Below are 25,690 nucleotides of genomic sequence, written 5' to 3'. Positions count from 1 at the left end.
CAACTATTATTTTTATGCGGAAAGACCGCACCCCGTGATGTCGCCGGGAAATCACCCGGTATAAAAAGAAAAGGCCAAATGCATAGTTGAATTTAGGTTTGTACGTCGTAAAGCGCGTGACCGGTTAACATGGCCAAAATGTCGGTTACACATTTTATCTTTTCTTACAAATAACTAAGATTTTTCCTAATTCGACGCAAACTCTACTCGTCAGTTTTGACACATACAATGCAGCCCCCCCTGGAATTTAAAAAAAATGTGATCTGCGTCACATAATTTACGCGAATGTAACCCATAAATCCATCAGCGTGACTTGTAATTTGGGTGTTTTTTATCCAACCCAAGCTTGTTTATATTCTTCAGGAACGAATACTCATGCATCCGGACGGGGGAATTGGGTCTGGGAAATGTAAAGACAGGGCAAATCCGCATTGATCTGCTATGGGGAAAACTTCACTTTGAAACTACCATTAATTAATAAAGTAAAAACAGGAGGTTAACGCTGGCAACACAAAAATCAGTTTCGTTGCGTAACGATCTACGCCGGGTTGATGATGAGTTAAGGCGAGTTAACCACCCGGAAGGGAAAATGTGTAATTTACGTTAAGCTGTTAATTTTTTTCATTTAGGCCATCTTTTCAGTTATTCTTCTTATAAGAATAATTAATGAATAATTATGATAAGCTTCACACTAATGACGCATTCACCTCTTGCAGTAATGACATTTTCGCGGTAAAGCTGGGAAAACTTGTCATTCTGACATCAAAGGAGTGCGTGATGAGTTACTCCCATCTGCTTGTTTCAGTTGCTGTTTCTCCCGAAAGCCACCAGCTTGTCGCCCGAGCCGTATCCATCGCCCGCCCCGCCAATGCCCGCATCAGCCTGATCACGCTGGCCGCGGAACCCGAAATGTATAATCAGCTGGCTGCGCCGATGCTGGAAGATATACGTGAGGTATTGCAGGAGGAAACGCACCAATTCCTGCAAGAGTTGGTGGAGAGGGCAGACTATCCGATTCATCAGACCGTTATCGCGACCGGTGAATTAAGCGCGCATATACTCGACATCTGTCAGAAAGAGAATATTGACCTGGTTATTTGCGGAAATCATAACCAGAGTTTTTTTACTCGTGCGGCATGCTCGGCAAAATCTATCGTTTCGTCAAGCCAGGTTGATGTCCTGCTGGTGCCTCTTGGGGGCAATTAATGCCCCCGGAGAAAATCAGGCGAGTTTAGGGAAGGTCGCGATTTTTTTTTGCAGATCACCTTCCTGACTTTGCGGCTGGATCGCGCGCAAATCGTCAATAAAACGCGCCTGCCAGCGGTTAATATCATTCTTTATGATGGTCTCCATCATTTCCGAATGGCGTGAAATACGTTCCGCAAGCGGCATAGTTAACGCACGGTTCAGGGCATTTGCCACGTCATCGCGATCGTAAGGGTTTACAATCAGCGCTGAGGTTAACTCGTTTGCCGCACCGGCAAATTGAGACAGCACCAGCACACCCGGGTCAGCAGGATCTTGTGCTGCAACATACTCTTTTGCCACCAGATTCATCCCGTCGCGCAGGGGCGTGACCAGCCCGACGTCCGCATAGCGGAACACTTTCATCAGAATTTTGCGCTCAAAGTGCTGATTCAAATAGAAAAGTGGTGTCCAGCCAAGCTGCCCGTAGCGCCCGTTGATGCGCCCTGCTTCGGTCTCAAGCTGGTGACGGATATCCTGATAGGCCTGAACCTCACCGCGTGAGGTCGGCGCTATCTGGGTATAACGAATCTTGCCGTGATGCTGCGGGAATTTTTCCAGCAGGGTTTCATACGCGAGGAATCGCTCCGGCAACCCTTTGGAATAATCAAGTCGTTCAACCGAAAAGATATTCTTAACGTGCTTGAGTTCATCCTTAAGCTGGGCAAGCTTCGGAGGCAATGGACCGGAGGCCTGCTCGGCAATTTCGTCTGGCTCAATACCAATCGGGTAGACCTCGGTATGGAAATTACGTCCCCACGCGGTGTGAGATTTGCCGCCGTGAGTGACCAGTCGGGTTTTACCGGACACGCTGTCGAGGAAGGCCAGCCTGTCGTTTTCCGTCTGGAAACCGAGCAGGTCGTAATCGGACAGCGCCTCAAGGATCTCTTCATGCTGCGGCAGTGCCGTGAAAATCTCCGGCGTCGGGAAAGGGATGTGCAGGAAAAAACCGATTCGGTTATTCACACCACGTTTTCGCAGCTCTCTGGCGAAAGGCAGCAGATGGTAATCGTGGATCCATAAAATATCGTCTTCTTCGATCAGCGGCAGCAGTTTATCTGCCAGCAGCGCATTAACGCGCATATAGCCTTCATAGGATTCACGCTGGAATTTCACCAGGTCCAGACGATAGTGAAACGCTGGCCACAGCACGGCGTTTGAGAACTCGGAATAATATTCATCATAGTCCTTCTCACTGAGTGCGAAGGAAGCCCACGTGATATTGCCCCGTGACACCTTTTTAAGCGGTTTCTCATCATTACTGATTTCCCCGCTCCAGCCAAACCAGAGACCACCCGCGGCTTTGAGGGCACCTAATACCCCGACCGCCAGGCCACCAGCACTGGCTTTTTTATCATCCGGCGGTGCGATGCGATTAGAGACGACGACTAAGCGACCCATAATGATTTCTCCCGTTGTTTTGCGCTATTTGTTGTTGTTGCTGGTTAGCGACATCAGATATCCACTGCCAGACGCTGGCGACATTTTCCAGCCGCCATCCGGCAACGGTTTCACCCGGCCCTACCTTGACAGACATGCCACTGGCCTGGTTTACCACGCTGAACCCGGCCTCGTCGGTCAGGTCATCCCCAAAAAATACTGGCGTACGCCCTTTAAACGGCGCTTCCGCCATAAACGCTGCAATGGCAGCGCCTTTATTAATTCCTGCTGGTTTAATCTCGACCACACATTTACCCGGCTGTAACGCCAGCTCCGGATGGGCTTCCGCCACGCTTCTTGCTACCGAAAAGATCGCCGCCTCATGGTGAGGCGCCTGACGGTAGTGCAGCGCAAAGGCCATGCCTTTGGCTTCCAGTTCCGTACCGGGAAGCAGTTCCAGAGCAGAAGAGAGTTGCGCATGCAGCGCCTGAACCAGCGTATCGGGGAGTGAAACTATATGCAGTTGATCATGGATATCGCGGCGCTCCGCTCCGTGCACACCGGCCAGCGGAAAGTGATAAGGACTGGCGAGCACATCCAGCTCGGCCATTGAGCGCCCTGAAATCAATGCCAGTGCCCCCTCGTTCTGTCGGGAGAGCTGCTGCAAATTCTCTAACACCAGATCCGGTACAACGACGTCGTCAGGATGCGGTTCAATTCCGGCGAGCGTCCCGTCGAGGTCAAAAAAGAAAGCAAATTTTCCGGGCAGTACAGGCGGTGCGGTTAACAAGTCAGCCACCCTAATCCTCCTTACAGTGAACAAAACAGCCATGTAAGTATAGACAGTGTGACGGCGCTCGCCATTTAGCAACCGGCCCGTCAGCATAACTGGCGGGCCGGTCAGGGAGTCAACTATGGTTAATAGTTGAGCAGATAAGTGGCTAAAAATAAATCAGATGGTACGCTTCGCTTTTTGCTTGTAACGGTCGAAGATCACTGCTGCCAGCAGGATCAGGCCGCGTACGACGTACTGAGAGAACGGAGAAATATTAAGCAGGTTCATGGCGTTCTCCACGGTCCCCAGAATCAGGATCCCCGCCACCACATATGAGATTTTTCCGATGCCGCCCTTGAGGGATACGCCCCCCAATACGCAGGCTGAAATGACAATCAGCTCATAACCGATAGAGGTCATTGGCTGGCCGCTGGTCATACGCGACGCCAGAATAATCCCCGCCGCTGCCGACACCAGCCCGGAAAGCACGAAGATAATGATCTTGGTCCGTACGACCGGGACACCCGCCAGACGCGCCGCTTCCTCGTTCCCGCCAATCGCCAGGGTATTACGACCAAAGGTGGTGCGGTTAAGCAGGAAACCAAACAGGATCAGACAGGCTACCGTCAGCCAGATAGGCGCAGGCAAGCCCAGCCAGTTGGCATAGCCCAGCGTAAAGAAGCGCTCGTCTTCAATCCCCACCGCCTTACCGTCGGAGATGATATAGGCCAGACCGCGCACGATTTGCATGGTCGCAAGCGTCGTGATCAGGGCGTTAATCTTCAGGCGCGCAATCACAAAGCCGTTCACCAGACCGCTCAGCACGCCGAGCATCAGCCCCGCCAGCACGCCGATCCACAGGCTTTCGGTCATATTGATCACCACGGCAGTGGTGACCCCGGCACAGGCAATCACCGAGGCGACCGACAGGTCAAAATCGCCGGAGGCCAGGCAGAATAGCATTCCGCAGGCCACCATGCCGGACATGGAGATGGCCAGCCCCAGCCCCTTCATGTTGATGAAGGTCGCGAAGTTTGGCACAAAAATCGCGCACGCAACGAACAGGGCGGCAAAAACCACCAGCATGCCGTACTGGTCCCAGATGCGGCCAAAACTGAAAGCCGACTTCGGCGCTCCGGATGTAGTAACAGAGGACATCATTGACTCCTTACTCAGGCGACAGCCTGGCTAACTTTAGGCATGGCGAGACTCAACGCCTGTTGTTCATTCGCCTGTTCATGCAGCAATTCACCGGCAATTTCGCCTTCACGCATCACTACAATGCGGTCGGCGACGCCCAGCACCTCGGGCAGATCGCTGGAGGCGAACAGCACCGCCACGCCGCGTTTTGCCAGCTCATAGATGACGTTATAGATTTCGTGTTTCGCCCCCACGTCGATACCGCGCGTTGGTTCATCCAATAAAATGACCTTCATGTCTTCCGACAGCCAGCGCCCCAGAATGGCTTTTTGCTGGTTGCCGCCGGACAAATTCATGATCAGCTGTTCAGCCCCGGGAGTTTTGATGTTCAGCGAACGGATATGGTGATCAGCGTTGCGCGCCTCCCAGCCGTCGTTAATCAGACATCCCGCGCGGATGAACTTGCGCCGGGCAGAGATGTTGATGTTGTCGCGCACCGAGTGCACTGGAATAATGCCTTCGGCCTTTCGATCCTCCGGACAGAGCATGATGCCCGCGTTAATCGCCTGCGCAGGCTTCTGTATATCGACCTTTTTCCCGTCGACGAAGACCTGGCCCTGGGTAATGCGCGTACCGCCAAACAGCCCTTTCATCAGCTCGCTGCGCCCTGCCCCGACAAGGCCAAACAGCCCGACGATTTCGCCGCTGCGCACCGAGAGTGAAATAGGTGTGCGCACGCCTGGGGCTTTAACGCTATCCAGACGCAGACGCTCAGGGCCGTACTCGCGCGGCTTCCAGTGGTAAATATCCCCGAGATCGCGCCCAACCATCGCCTGCACCAGCTGGTCATGATTGACCTGCTGCATATCGGTGAAGGTGCGCACGTAGCGGCCATCCTTAAACACGGTGATGGCATCGCTTAAGGCAAAAATCTCTTCCATACGGTGGGAGACGTACAGAATGATGCGGCCCTCTTTGCGCAGCTCGCGGATTACGCGAAAGAGGTTTTCAATTTCACGCGCCGAGAGCGAGCTGGTTGGCTCGTCAAAAGCGATGATCTTGGCGTTACGCGCCAGCGCTTTGGCAATTTCCACCATCTGCCACTGGCCGATGGAGAGATACTTAAGGGGCGTTTGCGGATCGACATCCAGCCCAAGGTGCCTGAGCTGCAAGCCCGCTTCATAGTTGAGCAGCGAGCGGTTGACCACGCCGCTTTTATGCGGAAGCTGGCCCAGGTAGATGTTCTCCGCCACGGTCATTTCAGGAATGAGATGCAGCTCCTGATAGATGATGGCGACGCCCCCGTTTAACGCTGCCGTGGTATCGGCAAAGGCCACCTCTTCGCCGCGAATGGCCAGCGTGCCGGTGGTGGGCGTGTAGTTGCCGCTGAGAATTTTTAGCAGCGTGGATTTTCCCGCGCCGTTCTCCCCCATCAGGGCATGAACCTGACCGGCATAGCAGTCGAAGCTGATATCGGTCAGCGCGTTTACGCCGGGGAATGTTTTACCGATGCCGCGGAAAGAGAGATACGGATCAGACTGTTGCATAACGACTCCGTGATTCCTGTAGTGTGTACGTCAGGCCCCTCACGGCGTGTGAGGGGCGCAATCACAGCGTATTACTTACCGCCCAGTCCTTTTTTCGCCAGCTCCTCTTTGAAATTATCGCGGGTGATCAGCACCACATCGGTCACTTCGGTGAATTTCGGCGGCTCAACCCCCTTGGTCACCCAGTTGTAAAGCATTTCGCTGGATTTATAGCCGTGGACATCCGGGCTTGGCAGCAGAGAGCCGTAGAAACCGGTCGCCTGCGCTTTAGACAGTTCGCTCACGGCGTCCACGCCGTTGATGCCGATCCCGATCACGTCCGGTGCTTTAAAGCCCTGGCCTTCCGTTGCACGCACGCCGCCCAGCACGGTGTTATCGTTCATCCCCACCACCAGCCAGTGCTTCACTTCCGGATGCTGGACGAGCATGGAGTTCGCCGCATCAAAGGCGCCCGGGATATCGTTGGATTTGGTCGGGACTTTGTAGATTTGTTTTTCCGGGAAGCCAGCCGCTTTTAGGGCGTCCATGGAGCCCGTGGTACGACGGCGGGCGGTATCCAGCTCGTCAGCGGTAATCGCCATCACGGCGGTCTCTTTTACATCCCAGCCGCGTTTTTGCATCTCTTTATAGAGCTCCTGGCCCTGACGCTCGCCGATTTTGGTGGCCGCCATCATCACCAGCGGAACGGTATCCATCGGTTTGCCTTTGGCATTCACGAACTGATCGTCCACCGCAATCACTTTCATGTCGTAACCGCGCGCTTTCGCGGCAATCGCTGAACCCAGCTTTGGATCCGGCGTACAGATAACGAAACCTTTCGCGCCGCTCGCCGCCAGGCTATCAATGGCGTTCAGCGTTTTCTCGCCGTCAGGTACGGCGATTTTAATTACCTCAAATCCCAAATCTTTTCCGGCTTTATCAGCAAATTTCCATTCGGTCTGGAACCACGGTTCTTCCGGCTGTTTAACCAGAAAACCGAGCTTTAAATTTTCAGCGATAGCGGATTGTGACATAACGGCAGCCAGGCCGATGGCCGCCAGCGCTTTAGTAAATTTGTGCATGGTAAACTCCAGCTTTAGCATTCTTATCTGTAGGGAATAATGGCGAACAACTTATTTAATCGGACTTAAAACAAGGCATTAGCGCTTACCTCGTCATAAGCGTTATTGCTGGTGATAGTTTTAGCGGGAAATTAATCATCCATAAGAGAGCGACATCACACCGCAGAATTACAGTAATTGCGTACATAAATTCAGCGAAAAATGACATAAAAAAGGACGTAATTGTCCTACAAATGGAAAGGAGTTAAGCAGGATTATCCATAAGGTCAGCTAAGTAATCCCTGTAACCCGGACGCCTTAGCGTCCGGCAGAAAATTTACCAGCGGTAATAGATGTGTTCAGCATGATCGCGCACGGGGGCATCGTCGCCCAACAGACGCGCAGAGAGCGTCAGCGCAAAGTCAAAAGCGTGCCCCAGCCCCTTGCCGCTGATGAGGTTGTTATCCTCCACGACCGGCGCATCCACATATACTCCATCATCAACGGTCTGCCACAGATCGCCGGAACAGACGTAGCGCCGCCCCTTCAGTAGCCCGTTTGCGCCCAGCACCCGCGCAGCCGCAGAGCAGATCGGGCAGATGAGTTTGCCGTGCTCGTCATGCGCGGAAACAAAGCGGATCACCTCCTGGTTAGCCGCCAGATTGATACTCCCCTGCGGCCCACCGGGTAACACGACCGCGTCATACAGCCTATTAATACGTTCCGTTAAGGTACTGTCAGCCACCATGGGGATATTGTGGTAACTCACTACCGCACGGGACTCCGCGCAGGCCAGCGTTTCTACCTCAATCTGCAAGCGACGCAGGATATCAACTGTGATAATCGCTTCTGCTTCTTCAAAACCAGGTGCCAGCAGCACCGCAACTTTTGTCATCATAAACCTCTACGGGTGAAAAGATATAAAACATCGTTTCATTTTCCAGATCTGTTAGATAACAATCTTACGACGCGATCACAGAATCGTATATTATGTGAAAATTGATTTAGCTCAAATTTGCTACTACAGGATATATTTGCAGTTATTATTTCTGATTTAACACTTTCACAGAATTTCCCGCCACAGAAGGTTTCCTGAAACGATAAAAATGGGAAGAACTGATTTTAATATCATTAAAATCATATAGATAAAAAATATTATATCTCGTCACCTGTTTTCTGTTCTGCGCTATATTTAAATTTGTAATGTATGGTAAACACAGCCCAACTAAGAGTTTTCTTAATTCCAAGAGAAGCGTATGCTTATTTAAATCGAACACAGGACGTGAATTTTCGAGTTTGTTTACCTTGCAGAAATCTTTTTCTGTTATTCAATCGTCAGTACCTGCCGGGTCAGGTTTCGTAGCGGACATCAAGTCCCACAGTCAATAAGGATATGAGTATGACTACCCAAACGATGATGCAAAAACTGAATGCCCAGATGAACCTGGAGTTTTATGCTTCAAATCTGCATCTGCATTTGAGCGCCTGGTGTTCCAGAAAAAGCCTCAACGGCACTGCCACCTTCTTTCGTACTCAGGCGCAAAGTAACGTCACGCACATGATGCGTGTCTTTAACTTTTTGAAAGCCATCGGCGCCAATCCCACAGTCAAAGAGCTTGAAACGATTGAAGATAATTACTCTTCTCTGGAGGAACTGTTCCAGAAAACGCTTGAAGAGTATGAGCAACGCTGTACAAAGCTGAACAAGCTGGCCGATGAAGCCAAAGCGCAACAGGACATCATTACCCTCAAGTTTTTACGTGATATGGACAGAGAGCAGCAGCAGGATGGCATGCTGCTGAAAACGCTCGCAGACGAAATCCGCAACGCGAAACGCGCGGGGATCTGTCTGGAGCAGACGGACCGCCATCTTCTCGACATAGCTACCGTGCAACACCACTAAGTCCTTCACCCGCTCCCGTCAGAGCTGAGAGTTCCCCACAAAATAATGCCTGCACAGACGGCCCCCTCTCCCTTGAGGGAGAGGGCTGGGGTGAGGGGGAACATACGGCTCTGGTGGTCATTCCGTTCACTTTATGTTCCTTGCTACTCTGTCACGGCATAACCGGTGAACGTGCCAGGGTGGCTCAGTCGCCACCACCCTGGCGACCCGGGCTTCCGGCGGAAAATCGCCGCTTCGCTGTACCTTCGGCTTATTCCTTCCGGCTTATCGGGGACGGGCGGAGGTAACATCCCTGTAAAGCCCGCCCTCTCGGCGCATCCCTGCGCCTCGCCCCGGCCTACAGGAAACGCCTCAGCGATTTACAGCCGGACCGAGGCATCGCTGAAAGCCTTCAGTTATTCTGAAGGCAACGTTATCGCTTTTGCTTTCAAATTACTGGGGATCCCTCAGCCCGTCAGGGAGTGGGTGCCAACTCCCTGCTTTTGCTGACATTTAACAAATCAGATCTTGCTCCCAATGAATAACCACACATCGTGTAATGATTTGTTTAATTACATTCATTAACGAGGGAGCATCATGATCACCATTGAGTTTATTGTCATTATCCTCTGCCTGCTGGTAGGTACCCGCTTCGGCGGGATGGGCCTGGGGCTGATAAGCGGCATCGGCCTGTTTATTTTGAGTTTTGTCTTTGGTCTGCAACCCGGTAAACCGCCGGTTGACGTGATGCTCACGATCCTCGCCGTCATCGGCTGCGCGGCAACACTACAGACCGCCGGTGGCCTGAACGTGATGATGCAATTCGCAGAGCGCCTGCTGCGAAAACATCCCCAGCACATCACCCTTCTCGCGCCGTTTACCACCTGGATGTTGACCTTTCTCTGCGGGACCGGCCACGTCGTCTACACTATGTTTCCCATTATCGCGGATATCGCCCTGAAAAAAGGCATTCGCCCGGAACGGCCGATGGCGGTGGCCTCGGTGGCCTCACAGATGGCGATCACCGCCTCCCCCGTTTCCGTGGCCGTCGTTTCGCTGGTCTCAATTCTGGGTGCGCAGAACGGTATCGGCCACGCGTGGGGGATCCTCGAAATCCTCGCCGTTTCCGTACCGGCCTCACTGTCTGGCGTCGCCATTGCGGCACTGTGGAGCCTGCGCCGGGGAAAAAACCTCGCAGACGATCCTGAATTTCAGGAAAAGCTGAAAGATCCGAAACAGCGGGAGTTTATCTATGGGGGAACGGAGACGTTGATGGATCAGCGTTTCCCTAAACAGGCCTACTTGTCAACGTGGATCTTCTTCGCCGGGATTGCCGTTGTGGTCCTGCTGGGTGCGTTGCCCGAGTTGCGTCCGGCGTTTGAGATCAAAGGCAAAATGACGGCCCTGTCGATGAACCTTGTTATTCAAATGATGATGCTTATTGCCGGGGCCATCATGCTGATGACCTGTAAGGTTAATGCGTCGGCCATTTCAAACGGAGCGGTATTTAAGGCGGGGATGGTCGCCATCTTCTCGGTGTTTGGCGTGGCATGGATGAGCGATACCTTTTTCCAGGCGCATCTCGACGAACTGAAAATGGCACTGGAGGGGGTAGTGAAGAGTCATCCCTGGACGTATGCCATCGTGTTGTTTCTGGTGTCGAAACTGGTCAACAGCCAGGCCGCGGCCTTAACCGCAGTCGCCCCGATGGGGTTGATGTTAGGCATCGATCCGAAAATGCTGGTGGCCTTCTTCCCGGCCTCCTACGGCTACTTTGTGCTGCCCACCTATCCGAGCGATCTGGCCTGTATTGGATTCGATCGCTCCGGCACCACCCGCATCGGTAAATTCATCATCAACCACAGCTTTATTCTGCCGGGTCTGATTGGCGTCAGCTGTGCCTGCGTGGTGAGCTATCTGCTGGTGCAGACGTTCTTTTGAACCTTCTGCGGGCGACAGACTCTGTCGCCCTTCGACGTAAAATCAGAAAACGGTTTCTAATTTTAAAACATCGGTTTATTTTAGTGTGACTCACCCTGCGGCGTGAAGCGCAGTTCAATCAGCGCGATCGCTTTCTGGATCGCGCGGAGCGTAACCGGGTCCGCCGCAGCAGGATGATTGGTGAAATCGATGTTTTTTAGCTGGGTCGACATCTTTTCGCGTACCTCAACCGGCGCGATAACGTCAATCACATCAAGGATTTGTTTGATAACCAGCTGGCAGGCGACGACGTCAGATACCAGTTCCTGATCGGCGCTCAGGTTTTGTGACATGGGGTTCTCCTTATTCAAAGGCCGCCATAGTAGCAAAACAGACGCCCTTCCATCTCCCTCTCGTCGTCCGCAGACATAAAAAAACCTGCCGAAGCAGGTTTTTTTATCAGAACATCGCACCCGGTGGGACGTCTTTAAACGTTGTGCAGTAGTTAGCCCACATGCTTTTCAGGATTTTGCGCAGTTTCATTATGTTGCTCCAGTAACGTGTTATGCAGGTGTTATTATCAATACGCTTATAATATGACCGTCATCACAAAAATCAACCATTTTGTGACCTGCATCACGGTTAACAAACCCTCAGTGCTGCCGGTTTGTTAAAAAAAGGCACGATAAATCCGCACGTTACAGACTTATAAATTCCAGTAAATTTTTATAAAATTTTTTGAGCGGGCAGGAAGAGAATGAGTGAAAACGTATCCGGCAAAGAGAGCCGTGGATTATCGCCTGCGGCACTGCTGGTGGCCGGTGCTTTCTTTATGGAGTTTCTGGACGGGACGGTGATCGCCACCGCATTGCCGGATATGTCAAAAAGCTTCGGCGTACAGGCCGTGGATCTGAATATCGGCATCAGCGCCTACCTGATCACCCTTGCCGTGCTGATCCCCGCCAGCGGCTGGATCGCCGACCGCTTCGGCGCGCGAAAAGTATTTGCCCTCGCGCTGGCGATCTTCACGCTGGCCTCGGTATTTTGCGGCCTGTCCACCACGCTCGAGGAGTTTGTCGCAATGCGCGTCTTCCAGGGCATGGGTGGCGCGCTGATGGTGCCTGTGGGTCGCCTGGCCGTGTTACGTACAACGCCAAAGCATCAGCTCATCACGGCAATCGCCACCCTGACGTGGCCTGCGCTGGTCGCGCCGATCATCGGCCCGCCGCTGGGCGGGTTCATTACAAGCTATGCCGACTGGCGCTGGATCTTCTTTATTAACGTGCCGCTGGGGATAATCGCCATTTTGCTGGCACTGCGAATCATTCCAGACCTGCATGAAGATACGCGCCGACCGTTTGATTTACCGGGTTTTGTGGTCACCACCCTTGCCATGGTGAGCCTGGTTTATGCGATGGAGTTGATGGGCGCAGAGCCTCTGCGGACAGGATTAACCGCCACGCTGTTTATCGTCGGTGTCGCCGCGTTGAGCCTGGCGCTGCGCCACTTTAAGCGGGCAACCTGGCCGATGATCAGGCTCGATGCGATGCAAGTGCCGACGTTTCGCGTCACCCTGTACGGCGGATCGCTGTTTCGCGCCTCCATCAGCGCGGTTCCGTTCCTGTTACCGCTGATGTTCCAGGTCGGCTTTGGCATGGACGCGTTCCATTCTGGCCTGCTGGTGCTGGCCGTTTTCGTAGGCAATCTCACCATTAAACCGGCGACGACGCCCCTGATCCGCAGCCTGGGGTTTAAGCGGCTGTTGCTGATTAACGGTTCACTGAATGTCCTGGCGCTGCTGGCCTGCGCCTTTCTTACGCCGCAGACTCCTGTGTGGCTCGTCATGCTGATCCTCTATCTGGGTGGCGTTTTTCGTTCGATCCAGTTTACAGCCATCAGTACGCTGGCCTTTGCGGATGTACCCTCGGCGCAGATGAGCTATGCCAATACGCTGTTTTCAACCGCAACGCAGCTTGCCGTGGGACTTGGGATCACGCTCGGGGCCATTGGTATTCGTATCGGGGAAAAAGTCAGTGAGACGATGGGGATTGCCGGCATGCCGGGAATGAGCTTCCGGCTGGCATTTGTGGCGATCGCGCTGATCTGCCTGGTGGGAATGGTTGACACGCTGCGTCTGACCAAAAATGCAGGCAGCGCGGTATCATCGAAAAAGTAAGACTCTGTGCCGGGCGGGCAACGCACCGCCCGGCAAAGGAAATCAGCCAACAATACCGCGCACGAAGGCTTCGATCTCTTTGTCCTGGCAGTTCTCGAAGAAGCACTGCTGGAAGCGCTGGCCTGAGACGGCGGTTTTAACCAGCTCAGGATCGATTGCACGCAGGGTATCCAGATAGTTTTCTTTTACCACCGCCGCTTTCACCTGGTTCAGAATACCGGCGTTACGCACCTGCGGCTCCTTACGCTCTGGTGGATAGCCTTCGCCATTGCGTCCGGTAAACGCTTTCTCAAAGATAAAGCGTACGTTCAGTTCTGCTCCCCAGCCGAAGCCCTTCGCAAACGGCAGAGAAAGCGCGTTACCGTTGTTGATTTGCGCAAACAGGAAAGCATCCGCAGGATCGATGCAGTAACCGCAAATCACACCCGGATGGATGTTCAGGGACATTAACGCGCCCTGCCCGGTACCGCAGCCGGTGACAACAAAATCAACGGCTTTAGCGTTAAGCAGAATGCTCGCCATGATGCCCAGGTGAATATAAGTGAGATGATGATCGTTCTCATCACTCATACCGACGTTATAGACCGGGAAACCTTTCTCATCAGCAACGGCTTTCAGCTCATTAAGGATGATGGGATTCTTAGCGGCCTGGCTGTTTTCCATCATCAGTGCAATTTTCATCTTGTCTCTCCTGAATGCATGGCGGGCGATCCCGCTGTGGATACCTTTTCAACTTAACCTTACTATCAAACAAACGCACTTTCAAATTAAGTGAAAACTTGTTTTAAAAAACAAAGATGCGCTCACAATTTCGCGCGGTGGCCCGGCTCGTTGTACAGTGAAAGGGCAGATCCTCCGGCTATTCCGGCCATTGCGTCCCGTCGCGTTGGTTACAATGGCGTATTTCCCGTCACGCAGAGTGAAACATGAAACGTGTAATTATAGCCGGAACGATCCTGTTGCTCGCCGGGTGCAGCATCAACCGTCAGGCAGAAGTCAGTAGTACGGATGCCCCAAACGGAATTGTGCGCCTCGACTATGGCCAGACCATGCTCCAAAACGCCTGGTCTGATGACTATGTTAATAACGGTACGGCAACAAAGGCCTGCCAACGCATGGGCTACGCCTCCGCGTCAGCCTACGGGCAGCCGATTAAAACCTGCACCCTGATCAGCGGTTCACTCTGTCTGAACGAAAGTGTGACCATTCAGTATAAATGTCAGGGATATGCCGTTACCTCTTCCAGCCAGAATCCGTGGTATTAACCGCGACTGCCAGTCACGCTGGCAGTTTATTTAATAAGAACAAAAACAATTCTCATTAATAAATACAAATGGCGGCAATGCGTTTTATTCCCATTCGTATTTTTAATAAATAAATATTTATTTTACTTTTTGCAAATAATTAAATAACAAATTATAGTGTCGCTCATCGTGAACCAGAATTAATAAACCGGAGCTGCACCATGTTAAAAACTGAAATGATCGACAAGCTCAATGCGCAAATGAATCTTGAGCTATTTTCTTCCCTGCTTTATCAGCAGATGAGCGCCTGGTGCAGCTATCACAGCTTTGAAGGGGCTGCCGCCTTCCTGCGTCGTCATGCCCAGGAAGAGATGACGCACATGCAGCGTCTGTTTGATTACCTGACGGACACCGGCAGCCTGCCGCGCATTGATAACGTGGTATCGCCTTTCGCCGAGTACGGCTCTCTTGATGAACTGTTCCGTGCCACCTATAAGCACGAACAGCTGATCACCCAGAAAATAAATGAATTGGCTCATGCCGCCATGACCAGTCAGGATTATCCAACCTTTAATTTCCTTCAGTGGTATGTGGCTGAACAGCACGAAGAAGAGAAGCTGTTTAAATCCGTGCTGGATAAATTATCTCTGGCAGGTAAATCCGGGGAAGGTCTGTACTTCATTGATAAAGAGCTGTCGACGCTCGACACGCAGAATTAATAGAAAAGCGGTGCTGAGTTTTCAGCACCGCTTTATTCAATGACGGCAAATTTTACTTTCGTGCGTGGAAAATCCGTCTGCTGCCGGAATGAATTTTCCGCGCGCCGCCAGAAACGCCACCAGCTCCGCGGCTGTCATTTCCGAAGCTGAACAGGTATGAAAACGCGCCGCTTCGCCAAAGCGGGCATGTATCGCCTCAACCAGACTCTCCTTCGTATAACGCTCACCTGACTCAATCATCATATTCAGCACGTCGTGTCCGTGAATTGACATCATTACCTCTCGCAAATAAAAAGCAGACTAAATGCTCCCTCCACGGCACGCTTTGCGCTGGCGCAGGTTCCCCCTTTCTTTTTGTAAATTAATCATTACACACTATGTAACGGTGATTTGACGAGATGGTGCTTTTCCCTTACTCTGCGCCGCAGAATGAGTCGCGGTATGGAAGCGTTGTAGAGGAAAGCGTGAAGAACAGAACTCTGGGAAGTATTTTTATCGTCGCCGGAACGACAATTGGCGCAGGAATGTTGGCCATGCCGTTGGCTGCCGCCGGCGTCGGGTTTGGGGTTACCGTAGTGCTGCTGGGCGGTCTTTGGGCCCTGATGTGTTACACCGCGCTATTATTGCTGGAGGTTTATCAACATGTCCCTGCCGATACCGGCTTAGGCTCCCTGGCTGCACGCTATCTTGGACGCTACGGGCAGTGGATCACCGGTTTCAGCATGATGTTCCTGATGTACGCGCTGACCGCCGCCTACATCAGCGGCGCCGGGGAGCTAATTGCGTCAAGTATCAATGACGGCTTCGGTGCGTCGCTTTCACCGGAAACAGGCGCCATTGTCTTTACGCTGATCGGTGGCGGTGTGGTTTGTGCGGGCACGTCGCTGGTCGATCTGTTTAACCGTTTTTTGTTCAGCGCCAAAATTCTCTTCCTTGTTGTGATGCTGGTGCTGCTGGCACCGCATGTGCACAAGGTTAACCTGCTCTCCCTCCCGCTTGAGAAAGGTCTGGCGCTTTCGGCCATCCCGGTGATTTTCACCTCTTTCGGTTTTCACGGCAGCGTGCCGAGCATCGTGAGTTATATGAACGGTGATATTCGCAAGCTGCGCCGCGTCTTTGTGATCGGCAGCGCCATTCCGTTGATTGCTTACCTGTTCTGGCAGCTGGTGACGCTGGGCAGTATTGATTCCACCACCTTTATCGGCCTGATGGCAGAGCATTCTGGTCTGAATGGATTCCTGGTTGCCCTGCGTAACGTGGTGGCCTCTTCACACGTGGAGCTGGCGGTACATCTGTTTGCAGACCTGGCGCTGGCAACGTCCTTCCTCGGCGTGGCGCTTGGCTTGTTTGACTATATGGCGGATCTGTTCCAGCGTCGCAATACCGCTGCCGGACGCTTACAGACGGGGGCGATGACCTTCCTGCCGCCGCTGGCCTTCGCGCTCTTTTACCCGCGCGGGTTTGTAATGGCGCTGGGGTATGCTGGCGTGGCGTTATCGATTCTGGCCCTGATGTTACCTTCCCTGCTGACGTGGAAGAGCCGCAAGCAACATCCGCAGCAGGGGTATCGCGTAGCGGGCGGTACGCCAATGCTGTGCGCGGTGTTTGGTTGTGGGGTAGTGATTATTCTGGTACAGGTGCTGATTGCAGCGGGAATGCTGCCGGAAGTGGGGTAAAAAAAGGGGCTATGAATAGCCCCTTTTTTCAGTGCAGGCAGCAGCTTTTAAACTTCTTCCCGCTCCCGCACGGACACGGATCGTTACGTCCCACCTTCGACCCGTTCACGATCGGCTTTTTCGCTTCCGGCTGCTGCGGGTTAGCCACCCAGTAGTTGTACAAACGCAGCGCCGCAGGCTGAATGCTCTCGATGCTGGCCATATACTCCTCTTCGGTCAGCGCTTCCAGCTTCTCGCTGTTCTCTTCCGTTCCGTGCAGGGCAATAACCGCCAGATCCGCTTCCAGCGCTTCCGGCAGGGATGACCAGTCCGTCAGCGCCACGCCGCGCATGTAGCCATAGCACCACTCTTCCACTACGGTATAGCTCTGACCGTCAACGTCGTTATAGCCAAACAGCGGTTCAAACTGATCCGGGTATTCGCTCAGGCGCTCGGCAATATCGTTCATGTGCTTAAAGCAGAGATCGATAAAACGGTTCATCTCACGATCGTTTTTCCAGCGCGGAATATACTTCTCGCCACCCCATACCGCCACCAGCCAGGTGTCGGGCTCCACCACAACGGGACCGGAAAGTACTGCGGTAAGCATGCCGTCCAGTTCGGACACGTCAATCACGGATGCATCGTCGTGTCCGTAAGAGATTAATGTCTCTTCCAGCCACGCCATCTCGCTTTCATTTAATGGGCCTTCAGCCATTGCTGATACTCCTGATAAAAAAAACGATCCTGACATATATCGCCGCGCATGCCTATCTGAAGTTTAGGTCTTTATTGCTGCAAAAACGTGCAAATCGTGACCGTTGCACAACTTATGGGCTTTGTTGTTAAGGAGATGTGATCTCCGCTGTAAATTCATCTCATCCCGCAAAGGCGCATAAAACGGCGCTCTATACTCAACGTGTTGTGACCCGGTCAAGGGATTAACCATTCTGGCAACCTTTTTGCTTAATGTTCTGCGCGCTTCGCGGTGCGTGGGATCCTCGCCGTATTAAGCACGAGATTGCTTCTAAAGTGCATTTTGTTCTCGCTCTTGTTTTTGGATTTACGATGCCATCAGGCGTTCGGGTTTATACCTGGTGCAAAAACCTCTTTGCTAAGGAACATAATAATGTCGCTGAAATTTACCAAAACTCCCCTCTCCCTGTTGCTGGCCGGTTGTCTGGTGACGGCCTTTTCTGCACAGGCCGATATCGTGATCGGCGTGGCCGGGCCGTTCACAGGCCCGAACGCAACCTATGGCGATCAATACTGGCATGGCGCTACGCAGGCGGCGGAAGACATTAACGCCGCTGGCGGGATCAACGGTGAGAAAATCAAACTGGTTCAGGGCGATGACGCCTGCGAACCCAAACAAGCCGTTGCCGTCGCCAACCGCTTAGTCGATCAGGATAAAGTGAAAGCGGTCGTCGGCCACTTCTGCTCCTCGTCGACCATGCCCGCCTCCGAGGTCTATAGCGATGCCGGGATCCTCTCCATCACCCCCGGCTCAACGAACCCGCTTATTACCGAGCGGGGCATGAGCGATATGTTCCGCATGTGCGGACGTGACGACCAGCAGGGCCAGGTCGCCAGCGATTTTATTCTTGATAAGCTTAAAGCCAAACGGGTCGTCATCATCCACGATAAAGACACCTACGGTCAGGGGCTGGCGGACGCCACTAAAGCGGCGCTGGCGAAACGCGGCGTTAAGGAAGTGATGTACGAAGGGTTGTCCCGCGGGGAGAAAGACTTTAACGCGCTGGTGACCAAAATTGGCGCACAAAAACCAGACGTGGTGTTCTTCGGGGGCTGTCACCCGGAAGCGGGCCCGCTGGTTCGCCAGATGCGTGAACAGGGCGTGCAGGCGAAGTTCTTCTCGGGAGACTGTATCGTCAATGAAGAGATGGTCACCGCCGCCGGTGGGGCGCAGTACACCAACGGTATTTACATGACCTTCGGTAAAGACCCGCGCCTGATCCCGGACGGAAAAGCCGTCATCGAGAAATTCCGCGCCGGTAAATTTGAACCAGAAGGATACACCCTCTACGCCTATGCGTCTGTGCAGGCTATCGCAGCGGCATTCAAGGCCACGAAAGGGACGGATTCCGCAAAAGCCAGCGAGTGGCTGAAGGCTAACCCTGTCGACACGGTGATGGGTAAAAAAGCCTGGGACAGCAAAGGTGACCTCAAAGTGTCTGACTACGTGGTCTACCAGTGGGACGACAAAGGCAAATATAAAGAAGTGCCATAACGGGACGGAATCTGCTCAACGCCGGCAGGTCTGACTGTCGGCGTAACCCTTTATTCAGGTGCGCGACCATGAGTACATTCTTCCTGCAACAATTAATTAATGGCTTAACGCTGGGTTCGGTCTATGGTCTTATCGCCATCGGCTACACCATGGTGTACGGCATCATCGGTATGATCAATTTCGCCCACGGCGAAGTGTATATGATCTCCGCCTATCTCTCGGCCATTGGCCTGGCCCTGCTGGCGTTTTTTGGACTCCACTCCTTTCCGCTGCTAATCCTGGGAACCCTGGTTTTCACCATCGTGGTCACCGGCGTTTATGGCTGGACGATTGAGCGCATCGCCTATAAGCCGCTACGCAATTCGACGCGTCTGGCGCCGCTGATTTCGGCCATCGGGATGTCGTTGATACTGCAAAACTACGTCCAGCTCAGCCAGGGCCCACGGCAGCAGGGCGTACCGACCATGCTGGATGGCGTGCTGCGTTTTCACCTCGGCGAAGGGTTTGTCCAGATAACCTATACCAAAGTCTTTATTCTCATCGCCTCGTTCGCGGGCATGCTGGTGCTGACCTGGATTATCAACCGTACCCGCTTAGGGCGCATGTGCCGTGCGGTGCAGCAGGATCGTAAGATGGCCTCCATTTTGGGTATCAACACCGACAGAATTATTTCGCTGGTGTTTGTTATCGGCGCAGCCATGGCCGGGCTGGCGGGCGTGCTGATCACCATGAATTACGGCACCTTTGATTTTTACGTCGGGTTCGTTATCGGCATCAAGGCCTTTACGGCGGCGGTGCTGGGCGGCATCGGCTCTCTGCCCGGTGCGATGCTTGGCGGGCTGATTCTGGGCGTCGCAGAAGCGCAATTCTCCGGGATGGTGAACTCGGATTATAAAGACGTGTTCTCGTTTGGATTGCTGGTATTAATCCTGATATTCCGTCCTCAGGGGCTGCTGGGCCGCCCTGTCGTGGCTAAAGTGTAAGGAACAACGCGATGACCTCTGACGGCTTTTCCCTGAAGCGCTGCATTCTGGACGCGATTTTTTCCGGAATGATCGCCCTGATTATTTTCGGCCCGATTGCGGGCGTGATACTGGATGGTTACAGCTTTAACTTTGACGGCCAGCGGCTGGCGTGGATTGTAGGCACGGTGATGCTGGGACGCTTTTTGCTGAGCGCCTTTTCAGCTACGGCGGCCGGAAGACGTTTACAGGCGCGGTTTGAATCCGACAATGCGGGGGTGTATGTCCGGCCACCGGCGTATAAAAGCCGCATGCGCTGGATCATTCCGCTGATTGTCACGCTGGCGATCTGCTTCCCGTTTGTGGCCACAAAATACATTCTGACGGTCGCTATACTCGGACTGATCTACGTCCTGCTCGGTCTTGGGCTGAACATTGTCGTTGGCCTGGCAGGGCTGCTGGATCTGGGTTATGTGGCCTTCTATGCCATCGGCGCTTACGGGCTGGCGCTCGGGTATCAGTATCTGGGGCTTGGGTTCTGGAGCATGCTGCCGCTGGCGGCGCTAATGGCTGCGGGCGCGGGCGCCCTGCTCGGCTTTCCGGTGTTGCGCATGCACGGGGATTATCTCGCCATCGTCACGCTCGGGTTTGGCGAGATCATCCGTCTGGTGCTGAACAACTGGCTTACCTTCACCGGCGGGCCTAACGGCGTTTCAGCCCCTGCCCCGACCTTTTTTGGCCTGGAGTTTGGCCGACGCGCCAAAGAAGGCGGCGTCCCCTTCCACGAGTTCTTCGGCCTGAACTATAACCCCAACATGAAGTTTATCTTCATCTATGCGGTGCTTTTCCTGGTAGTCATGCTGGTGCTGTACATTAAACACCGGCTGACCCGAATGCCCATTGGACGGGCGTGGGAAGCGCTCCGTGAGGATGAGATTGCCTGCCGTTCCATGGGGCTCAACCACGTTCTGGTCAAACTCTCGGCCTTCACCCTGGGCGCATCGACGGCAGGTATCGCCGGGGTGTTTTTTGCCACCTGGCAGGGGTTTGTTAACCCCACCTCTTTCACCTTTTTTGAATCGGCCCTCATCCTCGCGATTGTGGTCCTGGGCGGGATGGGCTCCACCGTCGGCGTCGTACTGGCCGCCTTTGTGCTGACCGTCACGCCGGAACTGCTGCGCAGCTTTGCGGAATACCGCGTGCTACTGTTTGGCATGCTGATGGTGGTGATGATGATCTGGCGTCCTCGCGGTCTGATCCGCATCAACCGCAGCGGATTTGCCGTGCGTAAAGGAGTGGCGCCATGAACGCAACGATTTTGCGTGTAGAACATCTGATGATGCACTTCGGCGGGATCAAGGCCTTAAACGACGTCAATCTTGAGGTGCAGCGCGGCTCTATTACTGCACTCATTGGGCCTAACGGCGCGGGAAAAACAACCGTCTTTAACTGCCTGACCGGTTTCTACCGGGCCTCCGGCGGCAACATTCTGTTCAATGCACGAAATAAAACCACCAATGTCATTCAGGTGCTCGGCCAGAAACTCCAGCCGGGCGACTGGCTCAGCCCGGCGCAGCTTGGTCAACGCCTGTTCTATAAGATGTTTGGCGGCACGCATCTGGTGAACCGCGCGGGTCTTGCGCGCACGTTTCAGAACATCCGCCTGTTCCGCGAGATGTCCGTTGTGGAAAACCTGCTGGTGGCACAGCACATGCGCGTCAACCGCAATCTGCTGGCGGGGGTGCTGAACACCCCTGCGTATCGTCGGGCAGAGAACGAGGCGCTGGACCGGGCGTTTTACTGGCTGGAGGTGGTGGATCTGGTAGATTGCGCGAACCGTCTGGCCGGGGAAATGTCCTATGGCCAGCAACGACGCCTCGAAATCGCCCGCGCCATGTGCACCGGCCCGGAGATGATTTGTCTCGATGAACCTGCTGCCGGCCTGAACCCGGTGGAGACGCACAAGCTGAGCGAGATCATCCGGTTCCTGCGCGACCACCACGACATCACGGTTTTGCTGATCGAGCATGATATGGGGATGGTGATGGGCATTTCAGATGACATCATTGTGCTCGATCACGGCGATGTGATTGCCAGAGGTAAACCGGCTGAGATCCAGCACAATGAAAAAGTGATTGCCGCGTATCTGGGCACCGACGAAACCGAGGTAAATCTGTGAGCGCACCGATGCTTCAATTTCATAATGTGGACGTTTTTTACGGGGTGATCCAGGCGTTGAAGCAGGTTTCACTTGAGGTAAACAAAGGGGAAACCGTGGCCCTGATTGGCGCTAATGGCGCGGGGAAGTCAACATTACTGATGTCTGTCTTTGGTCAGCCCCGGATCCGCAACGGGCAGATCCTCTTCTGCGGCGAGGATATCAGCCACAAATCCACCCACTATGTTGCCACCGGCGGCATCGCGCAGGCACCTGAGGGACGACGCATTTTCCCGGATATGTCTGTAGAAGAGAACCTGCTGATGGGGACAATCCCCGTCGGCAATCAGCATGCAGCTGAAGATATGCAAAGTATGTTCGACCTCTTCCCTCGCCTCAAGGAGCGGCGTAACCAGCGGGCGATGACGCTTTCCGGCGGTGAACAGCAGATGCTGGCTATTGCCCGGGCGCTGATGAGCCGTCCTAAACTTCTGCTGCTGGATGAACCCAGCCTCGGCCTCGCACCCATCGTGGTTAAACAGATCTTCCATACGCTGCGCGAACTGGCCCGTAACGGAATGACGATTTTTCTGGTCGAGCAGAATGCCCACCACGCGCTGAAGTTGTCCGACCGCGGCTATGTGATGGTTAACGGGCAGATTCGGTTAAGCGGCAGCGGCGAGGCGTTGCTGAAGGATCCGGAGGTGAGGAAGGCGTACCTGGGCGGCGTGTGAAGCCTGGAGGCTATAGTGAGAAAAACTCACAGTGATTGCCATTATTAATCGTTTTTCTGATGCGACCGCATTCAAATATCATCTTCACGACCCGCCTTTACGCGGGTCGATAAAACGTTCAGCCGCAAACTGAATAATAATGATAAGAGGATCCGGGGCAAATATGACACTTGATGCGTTATATCAGTTATTGAAAACTGTATTACCACCTGACACCGATTCAGCCGATGATTTACAGGATTTTATGGCCATGCTTATGGCTAAGAAACATCACTCTGAGAATCTGTCACCGTTTTCGCAGCGCGTATACATGCTGTCCGTTGCCCATCGCGACCCTAAGCAAGCGGCTGCGCTGATTTCAGCCTGTCATCCTGAAGCAGGAAAGCCCCTTCCGCTGCTCGACTTCTCCGGCTGGCCGCACGTGCGCTACGCCACGTCGGGTGAATTACAGACGCCCGAGACTGAAGAATATTTTCACAGGATTTCGTCTGCCGCCACGATATTACGCGGTGCAATTATTGACGCTGAGCAGCAGAAAAACACGCCAGCATTTTATATTCTGGATAAGGTACTCAGCCTGAACAGCGCTTTGCCAGAACGCTATAAAAAGATGGCCAACATCTCTTACTCATAACGGTATTAATAAACCCGGCTTTCATCGTATTCCAGGTAATCGATATCCAGAGCCGGAACGACCGGGGTATGGTTTTGCAGCCAGCCCAGAAGGTGCTGGATGCTCTCTCTTTTGAGCGAATTTTTTGGCCAGACGAGGTAGTAACCATCTCCCGTCGCGATAGCTTCCCTGAACGGCAGGCCCAGTAGGCCGCTTTTCAGGGCATCAAGCGTGAGATGCAGGTCGGCGATAGCGATGCCGTGCCCGTTCATCGCGGCGATACTTCCCTGTTCAAGGGTATCAAACACCATGCCGCTGCTCATATCGAGCCCCGGAAACAATCCTGTTCTTCGCAGCCAGCGCCGCCAGTCACGTCTGTCCGGTGAAGGATGGATCAAATCGCATTGCGAAAGCTGCTGCCGGGCCGGTTCGATAAGCGATGGGGTGCAAACCGGGATAAGCCATTCATGAAAAAGCAGCTGGCTTTCCGTTGTCTCACCAAAACGGCCATTACCGAGAAGGATGGCGCAGTCGTATGGCTCAAGATTGAAATCAACGGTGTCAATGTCCATCCAGACGCTGGCAATCTCCACCTGCGGTTTTGGATGGTTGTTGCGAAAAGATCGCAGCACGTCGAGAAGCCATCTCATGGTCAGGGTGCTGGGTGTTTTTAACCGCAGCAGATGGTTTTCACTGCGAAATGCCCGGCAGGCCCATTCAATGCTCGTGAAGCTTTCGTTCAGCTGTCCGGCAAGCACTCGCCCGGCTTCAGTGACCTCCACGCGAGGACCTTGCCTTTTGAAAAGCTCGCAGTCGAACCACAGTTCAAGGGTACGAACATGTCTGCTGACCGCGCCCGGCGTAATATTGAGCGTTTCAGCGGCTTTACTGAAGGAGTTCAACCGCGCAGCAACTTCAAACGCACGCAGTGCATACAATGGCGGTAAAGACATAGCGTCCCTTAAATGAGGTGATGGCATGGGGAATCAGGATCGCAAACCTGCAAATCTTCACACTGCAAATCGCGCCCGCTACACGATAGCATAATGGGTATCTGTTTAATTCCGTTGAAAAGGATCGTTGTTTTATTACGTGAGGGTCAGAAATGAAGGTTGTTGATTAGCAGAATGGCAGGCACAAAAAAACCACCTTTCGGTGGTTTCACGACACTGCTTATTGCTTTGATTATTCTGCTTTTTCCCATGGTAGCCGGAGTGGGACTTGAACCCACACAGCGCGAACGCCGAGGGATTTTAAATCCCTTGTGTCTACCGATTCCACCATCCGGCCAGGGAAGAAAGTGGAGGCGCGTTCCGGAGTCGAACCGGACTAGACGGATTTGCAATCCGCTACATAACCGCTTTGCTAACGCGCCTTAAATCTTTTGTCTTTCGACCTGCACCCGCAAACTGCCGATGCATTAATCTGGAGCGGGAAACGAGACTCGAACTCGCGACCCCGACCTTGGCAAGGTCGTGCTCTACCAACTGAGCTATTCCCGCATGTTATCAAGTAACTATTTAACGACTTGCTAAGCACTTGATTTCATTATCGTCCGGCTTACTGTGCCGCCGTTCGATGCGTTGCATTCTACTGATATGACGTTATGAGTCAACGTTATTTTTTGCATCTCAGGATCGTTTGCTGAAAATTAAGCCGAAACGATCACTGTTCAAGCAAATCACCGCGCGCAGCGTTCAAGTATTGCAACATTGACCACAATGTCAGCACCGCCGCAACCCACAGCAGACCAATGCCGGCCCACTCTACCCAGGCATTCGGACGCCACAGCATCCACACCAGCGCCGCCATCTGCGCAGTGGTTTTAACTTTACCGATCCAGGACACCGCCACGCTGCTGCGTTTACCCAGCTCCGCCATCCACTCGCGCAGGGCAGAGATAATAATCTCACGTCCAATCATGGTCGCGGCAGGCAGCGTCACCCACCAGGTATGATAATGTTCCGCCACCAGCACCATCGCAATTGCCACCATCACCTTATCCGCAACCGGATCGAGGAACGCGCCAAAGCGGGTACTCTGGTTCCAGCGACGCGCCAGATAACCGTCAAACCAGTCCGTCACGGCGGCAATCAGGAAAATAAGCGCACAGGCAAAAGGCGCCCAGACGACCGGCAGGTAAAATGCCAGGACGAAGAACGGAATGAGCACAACGCGAAAGAGAGTAAGCAACGTAGGGATATTAAATCGCATGATGACGGTAACTGTCTGTTGTCAGTAAAATTTAG

26 protein-coding genes and 3 tRNA genes are annotated in these 25,690 nt (G+C 53.4%); 13 read left to right on the top strand and 16 right to left on the bottom strand.

The window, feature by feature from the left end; all coding sequences use genetic code 11:
- The first annotated feature begins 777 nt into the window (after positions 1 to 777).
- Positions 778 to 1,206, top strand: a complete 429-nt coding sequence (uspC, locus tag ACOT1A_RS00855) for a universal stress protein UspC (RefSeq protein WP_276169903.1) — start codon at positions 778 to 780, stop codon at positions 1,204 to 1,206.
- Between the two features lie 15 nt (positions 1,207 to 1,221).
- Here uspC and otsA read toward each other — a convergent pair whose 3' ends face one another.
- From otsA to ACOT1A_RS00825, 6 genes are all read right to left on the bottom strand, one after another.
- Complete coding sequence (gene otsA / locus ACOT1A_RS00850; RefSeq protein WP_276169823.1) at positions 1,222 to 2,646, bottom strand: alpha,alpha-trehalose-phosphate synthase; 1,425 nt, start codon at positions 2,644 to 2,646, stop codon at positions 1,222 to 1,224.
- Positions 2,621 to 3,424, bottom strand: a complete 804-nt coding sequence (otsB, locus tag ACOT1A_RS00845; protein WP_022648515.1) for a trehalose-phosphatase — start codon at positions 3,422 to 3,424, stop codon at positions 2,621 to 2,623. Before otsB ends, otsA begins: the two co-directional genes overlap by 26 nt.
- 153 nt (positions 3,425 to 3,577) lie before the next feature.
- Positions 3,578 to 4,558: an L-arabinose ABC transporter permease AraH gene (gene araH / locus ACOT1A_RS00840; protein ID WP_023300464.1), complete on the bottom strand. Its 981-nt coding sequence runs from the start codon at positions 4,556 to 4,558 to the stop codon at positions 3,578 to 3,580.
- A 14-nt stretch (positions 4,559 to 4,572) separates the two neighbouring features.
- A complete protein-coding gene (gene araG, locus ACOT1A_RS00835; RefSeq protein ID WP_276169824.1) occupies positions 4,573 to 6,087 on the bottom strand; it encodes an L-arabinose ABC transporter ATP-binding protein AraG in 1,515 nt (504 codons plus the stop codon).
- A 71-nt stretch (positions 6,088 to 6,158) separates the two neighbouring features.
- Complete coding sequence (araF, locus tag ACOT1A_RS00830; protein WP_017384422.1) at positions 6,159 to 7,148, bottom strand: arabinose ABC transporter substrate-binding protein AraF; 990 nt, start codon at positions 7,146 to 7,148, stop codon at positions 6,159 to 6,161.
- A 316-nt stretch (positions 7,149 to 7,464) separates the two neighbouring features.
- Positions 7,465 to 8,022, bottom strand: a complete 558-nt coding sequence (locus tag ACOT1A_RS00825; RefSeq protein WP_048966695.1) for a DJ-1/PfpI family protein — start codon at positions 8,020 to 8,022, stop codon at positions 7,465 to 7,467.
- 504 nt (positions 8,023 to 8,526) lie between these two features.
- Between ACOT1A_RS00825 and ACOT1A_RS00820 the strand changes: the two genes are divergently transcribed.
- Positions 8,527 to 9,030: a non-heme ferritin-like protein gene (locus ACOT1A_RS00820; protein WP_022648520.1), complete on the top strand. Its 504-nt coding sequence runs from the start codon at positions 8,527 to 8,529 to the stop codon at positions 9,028 to 9,030.
- Between the two features lie 576 nt (positions 9,031 to 9,606).
- Complete coding sequence (locus ACOT1A_RS00815; protein ID WP_023306499.1) at positions 9,607 to 10,950, top strand: anaerobic C4-dicarboxylate transporter; 1,344 nt, start codon at positions 9,607 to 9,609, stop codon at positions 10,948 to 10,950.
- Between the two features lie 80 nt (positions 10,951 to 11,030).
- Here ACOT1A_RS00815 and ACOT1A_RS00810 read toward each other — a convergent pair whose 3' ends face one another.
- Both ACOT1A_RS00810 and azuC read right to left on the bottom strand, forming a co-directional pair.
- Positions 11,031 to 11,282, bottom strand: a complete 252-nt coding sequence (locus ACOT1A_RS00810) for a DUF2766 family protein (RefSeq protein ID WP_003859683.1) — start codon at positions 11,280 to 11,282, stop codon at positions 11,031 to 11,033.
- Between the two features lie 106 nt (positions 11,283 to 11,388).
- Positions 11,389 to 11,472: a stress response protein AzuC gene (gene azuC / locus ACOT1A_RS00805; protein WP_003859682.1), complete on the bottom strand. Its 84-nt coding sequence runs from the start codon at positions 11,470 to 11,472 to the stop codon at positions 11,389 to 11,391.
- Positions 11,473 to 11,686: 214 nt separating this feature from the next.
- On the opposite strand from azuC, the gene ACOT1A_RS00800 reads away from it, so the two are divergent.
- Positions 11,687 to 13,105 carry an MFS transporter gene (locus ACOT1A_RS00800; RefSeq protein WP_058646925.1) on the top strand — a complete coding sequence of 473 codons (1,419 nt, stop codon included), beginning with the start codon at positions 11,687 to 11,689 and terminating at the stop codon, positions 13,103 to 13,105.
- A 42-nt stretch (positions 13,106 to 13,147) separates the two neighbouring features.
- Here ACOT1A_RS00800 and ACOT1A_RS00795 read toward each other — a convergent pair whose 3' ends face one another.
- Positions 13,148 to 13,786 carry an RpiB/LacA/LacB family sugar-phosphate isomerase gene (locus ACOT1A_RS00795; protein ID WP_003859680.1) on the bottom strand — a complete coding sequence of 213 codons (639 nt, stop codon included), beginning with the start codon at positions 13,784 to 13,786 and terminating at the stop codon, positions 13,148 to 13,150.
- 245 nt (positions 13,787 to 14,031) lie between these two features.
- On the opposite strand from ACOT1A_RS00795, the gene yecR reads away from it, so the two are divergent.
- Positions 14,032 to 14,370 carry a YecR family lipoprotein gene (gene yecR / locus ACOT1A_RS00790; RefSeq protein WP_022648524.1) on the top strand — a complete coding sequence of 113 codons (339 nt, stop codon included), beginning with the start codon at positions 14,032 to 14,034 and terminating at the stop codon, positions 14,368 to 14,370.
- Between the two features lie 200 nt (positions 14,371 to 14,570).
- Positions 14,571 to 15,068 carry a non-heme ferritin gene (ftnA, locus tag ACOT1A_RS00785; protein ID WP_276169826.1) on the top strand — a complete coding sequence of 166 codons (498 nt, stop codon included), beginning with the start codon at positions 14,571 to 14,573 and terminating at the stop codon, positions 15,066 to 15,068.
- 36 nt (positions 15,069 to 15,104) lie between these two features.
- Here ftnA and ACOT1A_RS00780 read toward each other — a convergent pair whose 3' ends face one another.
- Entirely contained in the window at positions 15,105 to 15,344 is a 240-nt protein-coding gene (locus ACOT1A_RS00780) for a YecH family metal-binding protein (protein WP_032622412.1), read from the bottom strand.
- A 188-nt stretch (positions 15,345 to 15,532) separates the two neighbouring features.
- Between ACOT1A_RS00780 and tyrP the strand changes: the two genes are divergently transcribed.
- Positions 15,533 to 16,744, top strand: a complete 1,212-nt coding sequence (gene tyrP / locus ACOT1A_RS00775) for a tyrosine transporter TyrP (RefSeq protein ID WP_276169827.1) — start codon at positions 15,533 to 15,535, stop codon at positions 16,742 to 16,744.
- 28 nt (positions 16,745 to 16,772) lie between these two features.
- Here the strand turns inward: tyrP and ACOT1A_RS00770 are convergent, their stop codons facing one another.
- Complete coding sequence (locus ACOT1A_RS00770) at positions 16,773 to 17,441, bottom strand: YecA family protein (protein ID WP_023306505.1); 669 nt, start codon at positions 17,439 to 17,441, stop codon at positions 16,773 to 16,775.
- Between the two features lie 411 nt (positions 17,442 to 17,852).
- Between ACOT1A_RS00770 and ACOT1A_RS00765 the strand changes: the two genes are divergently transcribed.
- The 6 genes from ACOT1A_RS00765 (at position 17,853) to ACOT1A_RS00740 (ending at position 23,462) form a co-directional block, all read left to right on the top strand.
- A complete protein-coding gene (locus ACOT1A_RS00765; RefSeq protein WP_023300472.1) occupies positions 17,853 to 18,974 on the top strand; it encodes a branched-chain amino acid ABC transporter substrate-binding protein in 1,122 nt (373 codons plus the stop codon).
- 68 nt (positions 18,975 to 19,042) lie between these two features.
- Positions 19,043 to 19,957, top strand: coding sequence for an ABC transporter permease subunit (locus ACOT1A_RS00760; RefSeq protein ID WP_003859667.1), 915 nt, complete (start codon positions 19,043 to 19,045; stop codon positions 19,955 to 19,957).
- Positions 19,958 to 19,968: 11 nt separating this feature from the next.
- Entirely contained in the window at positions 19,969 to 21,243 is a 1,275-nt protein-coding gene (livM, locus tag ACOT1A_RS00755) for a high-affinity branched-chain amino acid ABC transporter permease LivM (RefSeq protein WP_276169828.1), read from the top strand.
- Entirely contained in the window at positions 21,240 to 22,115 is an 876-nt protein-coding gene (locus tag ACOT1A_RS00750) for an ATP-binding cassette domain-containing protein (protein ID WP_023300474.1), read from the top strand. The genes livM and ACOT1A_RS00750 overlap by 4 nt, the downstream gene beginning before the upstream one ends.
- Entirely contained in the window at positions 22,112 to 22,828 is a 717-nt protein-coding gene (locus tag ACOT1A_RS00745; RefSeq protein ID WP_032671299.1) for an ABC transporter ATP-binding protein, read from the top strand. The genes ACOT1A_RS00750 and ACOT1A_RS00745 overlap by 4 nt, the downstream gene beginning before the upstream one ends.
- Positions 22,829 to 22,991: 163 nt before the next feature.
- A complete protein-coding gene (locus ACOT1A_RS00740) occupies positions 22,992 to 23,462 on the top strand; it encodes a hypothetical protein (RefSeq protein ID WP_276169829.1) in 471 nt (156 codons plus the stop codon).
- Positions 23,463 to 23,467: 5 nt separating this feature from the next.
- Here the strand turns inward: ACOT1A_RS00740 and ACOT1A_RS00735 are convergent, their stop codons facing one another.
- The 5 genes from ACOT1A_RS00735 to pgsA all read right to left on the bottom strand — a co-directional run bounded on the left by ACOT1A_RS00735 (position 23,468) and on the right by pgsA (position 25,655).
- A complete protein-coding gene (locus ACOT1A_RS00735; protein ID WP_032624025.1) occupies positions 23,468 to 24,394 on the bottom strand; it encodes a LysR substrate-binding domain-containing protein in 927 nt (308 codons plus the stop codon).
- 250 nt (positions 24,395 to 24,644) lie between these two features.
- Positions 24,645 to 24,731 (bottom strand) — tRNA-Leu (locus ACOT1A_RS00730).
- An 11-nt stretch (positions 24,732 to 24,742) separates the two neighbouring features.
- A tRNA-Cys gene (locus ACOT1A_RS00725) sits at positions 24,743 to 24,816 on the bottom strand.
- Between the two features lie 51 nt (positions 24,817 to 24,867).
- Positions 24,868 to 24,943: transfer RNA gene (locus ACOT1A_RS00720), tRNA-Gly, on the bottom strand.
- A gap of 163 nt (positions 24,944 to 25,106) precedes the next feature.
- Positions 25,107 to 25,655 carry a CDP-diacylglycerol--glycerol-3-phosphate 3-phosphatidyltransferase gene (gene pgsA, locus ACOT1A_RS00715; protein WP_003859652.1) on the bottom strand — a complete coding sequence of 183 codons (549 nt, stop codon included), beginning with the start codon at positions 25,653 to 25,655 and terminating at the stop codon, positions 25,107 to 25,109.
- Positions 25,656 to 25,690: the final 35 nt, after the last annotated feature.

The sequence above is a fragment of the Enterobacter cloacae complex sp. SYL003 genome (genome assembly GCF_049236925.1).
Lineage (GTDB): Bacteria > Pseudomonadota > Gammaproteobacteria > Enterobacterales > Enterobacteriaceae > Enterobacter > Enterobacter intestinihominis.
This window is presented reverse-complemented; position numbering and strand designations above follow the sequence as displayed.

Excerpts from the sequence above, each read along its gene's own strand:
- uspC (WP_276169903.1), top strand. The coding sequence starts at position 778 with ATGAGTTACTCCCATCTGCTTGTTTCAGTTGCTGTTTCTCCCGAAAGC.
- otsA (WP_276169823.1), bottom strand. The coding sequence starts at position 2,646 with ATGGGTCGCTTAGTCGTCGTCTCTAATCGCATCGCACCGCCGGATGAT.
- araH (WP_023300464.1), bottom strand. The coding sequence starts at position 4,558 with ATGTCCTCTGTTACTACATCCGGAGCGCCGAAGTCGGCTTTCAGTTTT.
- araG (WP_276169824.1), bottom strand. The coding sequence starts at position 6,087 with ATGCAACAGTCTGATCCGTATCTCTCTTTCCGCGGCATCGGTAAAACA.
- araF (WP_017384422.1), bottom strand. The coding sequence starts at position 7,148 with ATGCACAAATTTACTAAAGCGCTGGCGGCCATCGGCCTGGCTGCCGTT.
- ACOT1A_RS00825 (WP_048966695.1), bottom strand. The coding sequence starts at position 8,022 with ATGACAAAAGTTGCGGTGCTGCTGGCACCTGGTTTTGAAGAAGCAGAA.
- ACOT1A_RS00820 (WP_022648520.1), top strand. The coding sequence starts at position 8,527 with ATGACTACCCAAACGATGATGCAAAAACTGAATGCCCAGATGAACCTG.
- ACOT1A_RS00815 (WP_023306499.1), top strand. The coding sequence starts at position 9,607 with ATGATCACCATTGAGTTTATTGTCATTATCCTCTGCCTGCTGGTAGGT.
- ACOT1A_RS00810 (WP_003859683.1), bottom strand. The coding sequence starts at position 11,282 with ATGTCACAAAACCTGAGCGCCGATCAGGAACTGGTATCTGACGTCGTC.
- azuC (WP_003859682.1), bottom strand. The coding sequence starts at position 11,472 with ATGAAACTGCGCAAAATCCTGAAAAGCATGTGGGCTAACTACTGCACA.
- ACOT1A_RS00800 (WP_058646925.1), top strand. The coding sequence starts at position 11,687 with ATGAGTGAAAACGTATCCGGCAAAGAGAGCCGTGGATTATCGCCTGCG.
- ACOT1A_RS00795 (WP_003859680.1), bottom strand. The coding sequence starts at position 13,786 with ATGAAAATTGCACTGATGATGGAAAACAGCCAGGCCGCTAAGAATCCC.
- yecR (WP_022648524.1), top strand. The coding sequence starts at position 14,032 with ATGAAACGTGTAATTATAGCCGGAACGATCCTGTTGCTCGCCGGGTGC.
- ftnA (WP_276169826.1), top strand. The coding sequence starts at position 14,571 with ATGTTAAAAACTGAAATGATCGACAAGCTCAATGCGCAAATGAATCTT.
- ACOT1A_RS00780 (WP_032622412.1), bottom strand. The coding sequence starts at position 15,344 with ATGATGTCAATTCACGGACACGACGTGCTGAATATGATGATTGAGTCA.
- ACOT1A_RS00770 (WP_023306505.1), bottom strand. The coding sequence starts at position 17,441 with ATGGCTGAAGGCCCATTAAATGAAAGCGAGATGGCGTGGCTGGAAGAG.
- ACOT1A_RS00765 (WP_023300472.1), top strand. The coding sequence starts at position 17,853 with ATGTCGCTGAAATTTACCAAAACTCCCCTCTCCCTGTTGCTGGCCGGT.
- ACOT1A_RS00760 (WP_003859667.1), top strand. The coding sequence starts at position 19,043 with ATGAGTACATTCTTCCTGCAACAATTAATTAATGGCTTAACGCTGGGT.
- livM (WP_276169828.1), top strand. The coding sequence starts at position 19,969 with ATGACCTCTGACGGCTTTTCCCTGAAGCGCTGCATTCTGGACGCGATT.
- ACOT1A_RS00750 (WP_023300474.1), top strand. The coding sequence starts at position 21,240 with ATGAACGCAACGATTTTGCGTGTAGAACATCTGATGATGCACTTCGGC.
- ACOT1A_RS00740 (WP_276169829.1), top strand. The coding sequence starts at position 22,992 with ATGACACTTGATGCGTTATATCAGTTATTGAAAACTGTATTACCACCT.
- ACOT1A_RS00735 (WP_032624025.1), bottom strand. The coding sequence starts at position 24,394 with ATGTCTTTACCGCCATTGTATGCACTGCGTGCGTTTGAAGTTGCTGCG.
- pgsA (WP_003859652.1), bottom strand. The coding sequence starts at position 25,655 with ATGCGATTTAATATCCCTACGTTGCTTACTCTCTTTCGCGTTGTGCTC.